Annotated in this window: 10 protein-coding genes; 2 read left to right on the top strand and 8 right to left on the bottom strand. The window is 73.1% G+C overall.

The genetic code is table 11. From position 1 onward, the window contains the following. Positions 1-138: 138 nt before the first annotated feature. The 8 genes from ACFVX9_RS05625 to ACFVX9_RS05590 form a co-directional block, all read right to left on the bottom strand. Positions 139-747, bottom strand: coding sequence for a hypothetical protein (locus tag ACFVX9_RS05625; RefSeq protein WP_387980535.1), 609 nt, complete (start codon positions 745-747; stop codon positions 139-141). A 132-nt stretch (positions 748-879) separates the two neighbouring features. Continuing rightward, complete coding sequence (locus tag ACFVX9_RS05620; RefSeq protein WP_063349904.1) at positions 880-1,821, bottom strand: ABC transporter substrate-binding protein; 942 nt, start codon at positions 1,819-1,821, stop codon at positions 880-882. A 39-nt stretch (positions 1,822-1,860) separates the two neighbouring features. Further along, positions 1,861-2,538 (bottom strand): ABC transporter permease, encoded by a 678-nt coding sequence (locus ACFVX9_RS05615; protein ID WP_063349905.1) that lies wholly within the window; start codon positions 2,536-2,538, stop codon positions 1,861-1,863. Further along, positions 2,535-3,203, bottom strand: coding sequence for an ABC transporter permease (locus tag ACFVX9_RS05610; protein WP_063351516.1), 669 nt, complete (start codon positions 3,201-3,203; stop codon positions 2,535-2,537). The genes ACFVX9_RS05615 and ACFVX9_RS05610 overlap by 4 nt, the downstream gene beginning before the upstream one ends. Further along, entirely contained in the window at positions 3,193-4,410 is a 1,218-nt protein-coding gene (locus tag ACFVX9_RS05605) for an ABC transporter ATP-binding protein (protein WP_387980532.1), read from the bottom strand. The genes ACFVX9_RS05610 and ACFVX9_RS05605 overlap by 11 nt, the downstream gene beginning before the upstream one ends. 398 nt (positions 4,411-4,808) lie before the next feature. Continuing rightward, positions 4,809-5,195 carry a rhodanese-like domain-containing protein gene (locus ACFVX9_RS05600; protein ID WP_063349906.1) on the bottom strand — a complete coding sequence of 129 codons (387 nt, stop codon included), beginning with the start codon at positions 5,193-5,195 and terminating at the stop codon, positions 4,809-4,811. After that, positions 5,189-5,779 (bottom strand): cysteine dioxygenase, encoded by a 591-nt coding sequence (locus ACFVX9_RS05595; protein WP_387980530.1) that lies wholly within the window; start codon positions 5,777-5,779, stop codon positions 5,189-5,191. The genes ACFVX9_RS05600 and ACFVX9_RS05595 overlap by 7 nt, the downstream gene beginning before the upstream one ends. A gap of 194 nt (positions 5,780-5,973) precedes the next feature. Then, complete coding sequence (locus tag ACFVX9_RS05590; protein WP_106981192.1) at positions 5,974-6,051, bottom strand: putative leader peptide; 78 nt, start codon at positions 6,049-6,051, stop codon at positions 5,974-5,976. A gap of 402 nt (positions 6,052-6,453) precedes the next feature. Between ACFVX9_RS05590 and ACFVX9_RS05585 the strand changes: the two genes are divergently transcribed. Then, positions 6,454-7,296, top strand: a complete 843-nt coding sequence (locus tag ACFVX9_RS05585; protein ID WP_063349907.1) for a nitrilase-related carbon-nitrogen hydrolase — start codon at positions 6,454-6,456, stop codon at positions 7,294-7,296. Between the two features lie 11 nt (positions 7,297-7,307). Next, positions 7,308-8,738: a dihydropyrimidinase gene (hydA, locus tag ACFVX9_RS05580; protein WP_387980528.1), complete on the top strand. Its 1,431-nt coding sequence runs from the start codon at positions 7,308-7,310 to the stop codon at positions 8,736-8,738. Positions 8,739-8,821 lie beyond the last annotated feature (83 nt).

Raw genomic sequence — 8,821 nt, 5'->3', positions numbered from 1 at the left:
GGGGGGAGGGAGGAAAGAGCAAAAAGAGAGAAGTAGGAAAGGAGGGATCTTCGCTCCCTACCCCTTCGGCCCTCCCCCCCCCCCCCCCCCCCCGGCCCGGTGCTCAGGACACCGGGCGGTTCGGGTGGCCGTTCCGGGTCACGCCGGCGGCGGGCAGAGGGTGGTCCGCAGCGCGTCGTTGATCTTCGCGGCGGTGTCCGGTCCGAAGCCCTGCGGGTGGTCGGGCGAGGTGAAGCGCTGGTTGGCCAGCTCGACCAGCTTCGACTTGTCCTTGGGGAACTGGAACAGCGCCTGGCACTGGTTGCGGGCCCGGTCCACGGCCTGGTCCGGCTTGCCGCCGACGATTGCCGGGTCGATCGCGTCCAGCGCGGCGACCAGCTTGCCGGTCAGGTCGGTGCCCGGCTTGCCGGGCAGGCCGGCGTCGCTGGGGGGCGTGGGCTTGGCCGGGGCGGGGGCTCCGGGGGAGCCTGCGTCAGGTGCGGGGGCCGAGGGGTTGTCGGGTGCGGGCGCCGAGGGGGCCGCGGGCGTCGAGGGGGAGGCGGCCGGGTCGGGCGCGGAGGCCGAGGGCGACTCGGGCGTCGGCGGCGTCGAGGCGGTGCCGGGGGCGGGGGCCGAGGCGGCGGCCGGGGCGGTGGGGGAGCCGGCCGCGGCGGTGGCCGGGTGGGGGCCCGGTCCGGAGCTGGAGCAGGCAGCGAGGCTCACCGCGGCGAATGCCGTGAGGGTGGCGGCGAGGAGACGAGTGCGCATGGCGTCACACTGTCATGTCCGCGGCGTCGAAGGGAAGATCCTCCCGCGAGCGCGGACGGCCCGGGAGGGGGACCTCCCGGGCCGCCGGCCCGCCGCGTCCGCAGGGCGCGCAAGGCGCCCGCCGAGGCGTGGTCAGCCGAGGCCGTTGGCCTTCAGCCAGTCCTTGGCCACCGCCGATGGGTCGTCCTTGTCGATCGCGACGCGCTTCATCAGCGCCGTCAGCCCCGCCGTGTCGAGCTTGGCCGACACCGCGTTGAGGGCCGCCGTCGCGGTGGGGTTCACGCCTGCCTTGTTGACCAGCGGGGTGACGTTCTGCGCGCCGAAGAGGTTCTTCGGGTCGGTCAGCGGGACGAGCTTCAGCTGGGGGATCTTCGGGTCGGTGGTGAACACGTTGCCGACCTGGATGGTGCCGTCCTTGAGCGCGTTCGCGGTGGCGTCGCCGGTGGGCTTCCACTCCTTGAAGTTCAGCCCGTAGACGTCCTTGAGCTGCTGCTCGCGGCGGGACTTGAACTCCGGCGGACCGCCTATCGTGAACTCGCCCGCCTTGGCGGCCAGGTCGGCGATGCTCTTGAGGCCGTACTTGTCGGCGTTCTCCTGGGTGACGCTGAGCGAGTCCTTGTCCTCGGCGGGGGAGGAGTCGAGGATCCCCAGCGCGGCGGGCAGCGTCTTGGTCAGCGCCGCGTTCACCTCCTCGGTGGTGGCGGCGGTGGACTTGGCGTCCAGGTAGGCGAGCAGCGAGCCGTTGTACTCGGGCAGGACGCTCAGGCTGCCGCTCTGGAGCTGCCCGTAGAGCACCTCGCGGCTGCCGATGTTGAACTTCTCCTCGACCTTGACGCCCTTGGCCTTGAGGGCCTGCGAGTAGATCGAGCCGAGCAGCACGTTCTCCGGGAAGTTCGCCGAGCCGACGACCACCGTCGAGCCGGCGCCCGCGCCCGAGGCGGCGGGGGAGCCCGTCGCGGAGCCGCCGCCGAGCGGGTCGCCGCCGCCGGAGGAGCCGCAGGCGGTGGCGCCGAGGGCGAGCGCGGCGAGCGTGCCGAGGACGACGGCGCGCCTGCTTCCGTGGTTTGTCGACATGGTGACAGATGTCCTTCCGGAGAGGATGGGGAACGAGGTTCAGCGGGCCCGGCGCTGGGCGCGCATCCCGGGCGGGAGCGCGTACCGGGCGAGCAGGGCGAAGAACAGCTGGGCGCCGACCGCGAGCAGCACCACCAGCAGCGCGCCGCCGACGGTGACGGCGTACTTGCGGGTGGCCAGCCCGTCGATGACGTAGCGGCCGAGGCCGCCCAGTCCGACGTAAGCGGCCACGGTGGCGGTCGCGATCACCTGGACGGTCGCGGTGCGAAAGCCCGCCAGCAGGGTCGGCGCCCCGGACGGCAGGCAGACCTGCCACAGCACCTGCGGGTGGGTCAGCCCGATGCCGCGCGCCGCGTCCCGGACGTCCGGGTCGGTGCCGCGCACCCCCTCGACGGCGGCCACCAGCAGCGGCGGCGCGGCGAGCGCGACCAGCGGGATCAGCACGGCCGTGTCGCCGACCCCGGCGAGCAGCACCGCCAGCGTCACCAGGCCGAGCGTCGGCAGGGCGCGGGTGGCACCGGCGAAGGCGGTCACGAGCGTGACGCCGCGCCCGGTGTAGCCGATCAGCAGCCCGAGCGGCACGGCGAGCAGCGCCGCGAACAGCAGGGCCTCGCCGGAGAGCACCAGGTGCTCGGTGATCCGGTGCACGATCGAGTCCGGGCCGCTGCGGTGGTCGGGGGCGGAGAAGAAGTCGCCCAGCCAGTTCAGCCAGTTCACGAACCGGCTCCCTTCTCCCGGACGGCCCAGGGCGCGAGCAGCCGGCGGGCGCCCACCAGCAGCAGGTCGACGGCCAGCGCGAGGACGGCGATCAGCGCGATGCCGGCCACGATCGGGGTCGGGAAGGTGCGCTGGAAGCCGTCGATGAACAGGTAGCCGAGCCCGCCGCGCCCGATCAGCGCGCCGACGCTGGCCAGCGAGATGCTGGACACCGCCGCGACCCGCAGTCCGGCGATCAGGTACGGCACGGCGGCGGGCAGCTCGACGGAGGTCAGCCGGTGCCACGGCCCGTACCCCATCGCGGTGGCGGCCTGCCGGACCGGGTCCGGGACGGCGCGCAGGCCGTCCACGGTGGTCGGCAGCAGCACGGCGAGCGCGTAGAAGGTGAGCGGGATCATCACCGTGGCCTGGGTGGCGAGGCCGGTGTAGGGGATGAGCACCACGAACACGGCCAGCGAGGGCAGCGCGTAGACGACGTTGAAGACGGCGGACAGCGGTTGGTACAGCCGGGGGAAGCGGGTGCAGGCCAGGCCCAGCGGGACGGCCAGCAGCAGGCCGATGAGCACCGGGAGCAGGGCGATCACGGCGTGGTCGGCGAGCAGGCCGCCGAGGTAGCCGAGGTGGTCGCCGATCCAGTACCAGCGGACGATCGGTTCACCGTCCACCGGCCGCCCCGTCCGTGAGGTCACCGGCCGCCGTGCCGGCCGCCGTGCCGGCCGCCGTGCCGGCCGCCGTGCCGGCCGCCGTGCCGGCTGCCGCACCGCCCGCCCCGTCCACAGCGCCACGGGCCGCCGCGCCGGCCGCCGCGTCCGCCACCGCGATGGCCATGGGAGTGGCCACGGGGGTGGACAGCGCGGCGAGGACGGCCTCGCGGCTCGCGGTGCCGGTGGCCCGCCCGTCGGCGTCCAGGGCCACGGCGGCCCCGGCGGGGGAGAGGACGGCGGCGTCCAGCGCGGTGCGCAGGGTGTCGGTGTCCGGCCGGTAGCCGGAGACCGGGTGCAGTTCGGCGGTGGCGGCGTCGCGGTCGATCCAGCCGATCGGGCGGCGCTCGTCGTCCAGCGTCAGCTCCCAGCCGCCGTAGCGCAGCCCGTCGGCCACCGGGCGGACGGCGACGGTGGTCGCGGGGCGCAGGGCGAGGCCGCGCAGGCCCCGGTCGCGGCCGAGGAAGGCGGCCACGCCGTCGTCCGCGGGGGTGGTGAGCAGGGTGTGCGGGTCGGCGAGCTGGGCGATCCGGCCGTGTTCGCGCAGGACCACCACCTGGTCGCCGAGCCGGACGGCCTCCTCGATGTCGTGGGTGACGAACAGCACCGTCTTGTGCAGCTCGGACTGGAGCCGCAGCAGTTCCTCCTGGAGTCCGGCGCGCACCACCGGGTCGACGGCGCTGAACGGCTCGTCCATCAGCAGCACCGGCGGGTCGGCCGCGAGGGCGCGGGCCACGCCCACCCGCTGCTGCTGGCCGCCGGACAGCTGGAACGGGTACCGCTTGCCGGTCTCGGGCGCGAGCCCGACCAGTTCGAGCAGTTCGGCGGCCCGGGCGCGGGCCTTCTTGCGGTCCCAGCCGAGCAGGTAGGGCACGGTGGCGACGTTGTCGATCACCTTGCGGTGCGGGAAGAGGCCGGCCTGCTGGATCACGTAGCCGATGCCACGGCGCAGCTTGGCGGGCTCCAGTTCGGCGACGTCCGTGTCGTCCAGCAGCACCCGGCCCGAGGTCGGCTCGACCATCCGGTTGACCATGCGCAGCAGGGTGGTCTTGCCACACCCGGACGGTCCGACCAGGACGGTTATCCGACCGGTCGGGACGTCCAGGTCCAGGCCCTCGACGGCGATGGTGCCATCGGGGTGGCGCTTGCCGGCGCCCTCGAATCTGATCACGGGGAGTTTCCTCGTCAGGGCGCCCCGGGGAGGCGGCGCCTGTTTCGGTCGTACGGTTGATGGCGGTTTGTCGACAAGCGGCGACGGCGTGGGCCGTACCGGCCGCTGCCGTGACGGCGTCTGTCGGATCGACCGCCCGGGCGTTCTTCCGCCCGCGTGGCTGCCCAGCTTCGGACCGGCGGAAACTCTGATCAGACTATGACCTGCATCATCTCCTGTCTCTCACTTACCACCCGGCACGGGGCCCAGACCCCGCCGCCGGACGGCCGGGGCCGACCGGGCGCCCGACGTTTCGGCAGGTCAGAGGGGCGGGACGCGGACACCCTGACGGCAGGTCGAGGGCTCGCGCCCCGGACGATCAGCCCGTCAGCCGCCGAGCGCCCCAGCCCTCCAGGCTCTCAGCCGCCCCGGCGCGTCGGCAGCCCGGAGGCCGCCCAGCCGACGAAGCCGCCGTCCAGATCGGTCGCCCGGTGCAGCCCCAGCTCGCGCAGCGAGGCCGCCGCCAGGCTGGAGGCGTACCCCTCCGAGCAGACCACGATCACCTCGACGTCGTAACCCGACGCCTCGGGGATCCGGTGACTGCCCGTCGGGTCCAGCCGCCACTCCAGGACGTTGCGCTCGATGATCAGCGAGCCGGGGATCTCCCCCTCCGCCGCCCGCTGCGCCGCCGGACGGATGTCCACCAGCAGCGCGCCGTCCAGCTGCGACTGGTACGCCTCCCGGGCGCGCGGACGGTGGACGCCCTCGCGGGCCCGCTCCACCAGGTCGTCGATCGTGGTCACCATTGCTCCGGTCCTTCCTCCGAGGTGCGGACGAGCCCGCCGGCCCGCAGGTCGTAGTGCGCCATCGAGCCCAGCGGGGGCGAGTAGGCGTGCAGGGTCACGGCCGGGCCGGACGCGGTGTTGCGCACGTCGTGCACGTACTCGGGGCCGAAGGCGCGGGCGGTGCCGGCCGGGACCCGGCGGATCAGCAGGCCCTGCTCCGGCCCGCCGAGGGACAGCTCCTCCAGCTCACCGAGGGCGACGGCGAACGCGCCGCGCGAGCCGCCGTGGTCGTGGAAGCCGGTGGACTGGCCGGGCAGCCAGCTGATCAGCCACACCTCGTGGTCGTCGTCGGCCACCAGTCGCTGGTACCAGCGCTCCTCGGTGGAGAGCCGGACGAGGTGGATCCACTGGTCGGGCTGTTCGGCCAGTTCTCGGACGACGGCGCGCAGGGCGCTCGGGGTGAGCGGCGCGCCGGCCTCCTCGGTGGCGGTGGCGGTGGCCCTGGATGTTCTGGCCAGTGCCGATGCCAGTGCTGGTGCCGCTGTCGCTGCCGGGGTCGGGGCTTGGGCGGCAGCGGGTTCGTCGGGGGCGAGGTTCAGGCTCATGGGGGCGTCCTCGGGTGCAGCGGGAACGTCGGCGGGGTGCGCCCTGGTCCGGCGGCGGGCGAGGGCACGGGCCGACGGAGCGGCACGGCACGCGCGGGTGCGCCGGGCGGGGCGGGAATCAGAACTCGGGGTGCGGGTGCGCGGCGCGGGCCCTGGCAGACGTCACAGGGCGGGGGCGGCGGGGAGAGCCAGGGTCAACAGGCACAGATGGAACTCGCCTGGCGTCGCAGATCGACGTGCAGGCGGCAGACCAGAGTGGTGCCGGTGTCCATGCGCCGGATCCTTCCCGAGCCAACCGGACGAAGTCAAGCCGGATGGGGCCGGCCGCCACCGGCCGCCCCGCTGCTCCACCCCCGGCCGACCGGCCGTCGAGCCGTTCTGGACCGGAACCGCCGAACGGCACTCGCATGCGTAAGGACCCCACTTGCGGGGTAAATGATCGTTTCATCCCATCCAGGCCCCTCCGCGTGTCCGCGTCACGAGATCGCCCCAGATGCGTTACCGCCAACGTATTGTCAGGCCACCGAGGCCCGGCCTACGGTCTACAGACCGCTTTCTACGCACGTAGACCCCTGCGGATCCCCGGCGGTCCGCAGACGAGACCCGCCCGCCCCGTCAACCCTCAGACCGCAGGCCCGACCCCATGGCCGGGCAGCGGAGTTGCGGAGGTATCCATGTCGCAGATCGTCCGTGCCGCGCTCGTCCAGACCCGCTGGACCGGCGACCAGGAGAGCATGATCGCCCTTCACGAGCGGTACGCCCGCGAGGCCGCCGCCCAGGGCGCGAAGATCATCGGCTTCCAGGAGGTCTTCAACGCCCCGTACTTCTGTCAGGTCCAGGAAGCCGAGCACTACCGCTGGGCCGAAGCCGTCCCCGACGGCCCCACCGTCCGCCGGATGCAGGACCTCGCCCGTGAACTCGGCCTGGTGATCGTCGTCCCGGTCTACGAGGAGGAACAGGCCGGGGTCTACTACAACACCGCCGCCGTCATCGACGCCGACGGCAGCTATCTCGGCAAGTACCGAAAGCACCACATCCCGCAGGTCAAGGGCTTCTGGGAGAAGTACTACTTCAAGCCCGGCAACCTCGGCTGGCCCGTCTTCGACACCGCCGTCGGCAAGGTCGGCGTCTACATCTGCTACGACCGCCACTTCCCCGAGGGCTGGCGCGCCCTGGGCCTGGCCGGAGCGCAGATCGTCTACAACCCCTCCGCCACCAGCCGAGGCCTCTCCGCCTACCTCTGGCAGCTGGAACAGCCCGCCGCCGCCGTCGCCAACGAGTACTTCGTCGCCGCCATCAACCGCGTCGGCACCGAGGAGTACGGCGACAACGACTTCTACGGCACCTCCTACTTCGTCGACCCGCGCGGCCAGTTCGTCGGCGACGTCGCCTCCGACAAGGAGGAGGAGCTCGTCGTCCGCGACCTCGACCTCGGCCTGATCGAACAGGTCCGCCAGCAGTGGGCGTTCTACCGCGACCGCCGCCCCGACGCCTACGGACCGCTCGCCGAGGCCTGAGGAGCAGCGCGATGACCACCCGCGACCCGCACCAGCGCACCATCGTCCGCGGCGGCCTCGTCATCACCGCCGCCGACGAACTCCACGCCGACGTCCTCATCGAGGGCGAACGCATCGCCGCCCTCGCCGCCACCGGCAGCTCCGCCGCCGAGGCCTGGAGCGCCGACACCGTCATCGACGCCACCGGCCACTACGTCATCCCGGGCGGCGTCGACGCCCACACCCACATGGAACTGCCCTTCGGCGGCACCTCGGCCTCCGACACCTTCGAGACCGGCACCCGGGCCGCCGCCTGGGGCGGCACCACCACCATCGTCGACTTCGCCGTGCAGTCCGTCGGCGGCTCGCTGCGCGAGGGCCTGGACACCTGGCACGCCAAGGCCGACGGCAACTGCGCCGTCGACTACGCCTTCCACACCATCGTCTCCGACGTCAACGAGAGCGTCCTCAAGGAGATGGACGCCCTCGTCGACTCCGGCGAGTCCACCTCCTTCAAGCTCTTCATGGCCTACCCCGGCGTCTTCTACAGCGACGACGGCCGCATCCTGCGCGCCATGCAGCGCGGCGCGGTCAACGGCGGGCTGACCATGATGCACGCCGAGAACGGCATCGCCATCGACGTCCTGGTCGAACAGGCCCTCGCCGCCGGACACACCGCACCCCGCTACCACGGCGAGGTCCGCCGCGAACTCCTGGAGGCCGAGGCTACCCACCGGGCCATCAAGCTCGCCCAGGTCGCCGGCAGCCCGCTCTACGTCGTCCACGTCTCCGCGGCGGCCGCCCTCGCCGAGCTCGTCCAGGCCCGCGACGCCGGGCTCAACGTCTTCGGCGAGACCTGCCCGCAGTACCTGTTCCTCTCCACCGACAACCTCGCCGAGACCGGTGCCGACGGCTTCGAGGGCGCCAAGTACGTGTGCAGCACGCCGCTTCGGCCGCGCGAGCACCAGGAGGCGCTCTGGCGCGGACTGCGCGCCAACGACCTCCAGGTGGTCTCCACCGACCACTGCCCGTTCTGCTTCACCGGGCAGAAGGAACTCGGCCGCGGCGACTTCTCGAAGATCCCCAACGGCCTGCCCGGCGTGGAGAACCGGATGGACCTGCTCCACCAGGCCGTCGTGGACGGGCACATCACCCGTCGGCGCTGGATCGAGATCGCCTGCACCACGCCCGCCCGGATGTTCGGGCTGCACCCGCGCAAGGGCACCATCGCGCCCGGCGCCGACGCCGACCTCGTCGTCTACGACCCCACCGCCGTGCAGACCGTCTCCGCCGCCACGCACCACATGAACGTCGACTACTCGGCGTACGAGGGCCGCCAACTCGCCGGCCGCGCCCGCACCGTGCTCTCACGCGGCACCGTCGTGCTGGACGGCGAAACCTGGCTCGGCCGGGCCGGCCACGGCACGTTCCTGCGCCGCGACACCTGTCAGTACCTGACCTGACCACTCTCCCGCACCGCCGCCCGGGCCCGTGCGCACAAGGGCCCGGGCGGCAGAAAGACCCTCCCCGGGGGGCACACTGGGGC

It is taken from the genome of Kitasatospora sp. NPDC058243, assembly GCF_042882025.1.
GTDB lineage: Bacteria > Actinomycetota > Actinomycetes > Streptomycetales > Streptomycetaceae > Kitasatospora.
The sequence above is the reverse complement of the archived record's forward strand: the minus strand, read 5'-3'. Positions and strand labels throughout refer to the sequence as shown.

Excerpts from the sequence above, each read along its gene's own strand:
- ACFVX9_RS05625 (WP_387980535.1), bottom strand. The coding sequence starts at position 747 with ATGCGCACTCGTCTCCTCGCCGCCACCCTCACGGCATTCGCCGCGGTG.
- ACFVX9_RS05620 (WP_063349904.1), bottom strand. The coding sequence starts at position 1,821 with ATGTCGACAAACCACGGAAGCAGGCGCGCCGTCGTCCTCGGCACGCTC.
- ACFVX9_RS05600 (WP_063349906.1), bottom strand. The coding sequence starts at position 5,195 with ATGGTGACCACGATCGACGACCTGGTGGAGCGGGCCCGCGAGGGCGTC.
- ACFVX9_RS05595 (WP_387980530.1), bottom strand. The coding sequence starts at position 5,779 with ATGAGCCTGAACCTCGCCCCCGACGAACCCGCTGCCGCCCAAGCCCCG.
- ACFVX9_RS05590 (WP_106981192.1), bottom strand. The coding sequence starts at position 6,051 with ATGGACACCGGCACCACTCTGGTCTGCCGCCTGCACGTCGATCTGCGA.
- ACFVX9_RS05585 (WP_063349907.1), top strand. The coding sequence starts at position 6,454 with ATGTCGCAGATCGTCCGTGCCGCGCTCGTCCAGACCCGCTGGACCGGC.
- hydA (WP_387980528.1), top strand. The coding sequence starts at position 7,308 with ATGACCACCCGCGACCCGCACCAGCGCACCATCGTCCGCGGCGGCCTC.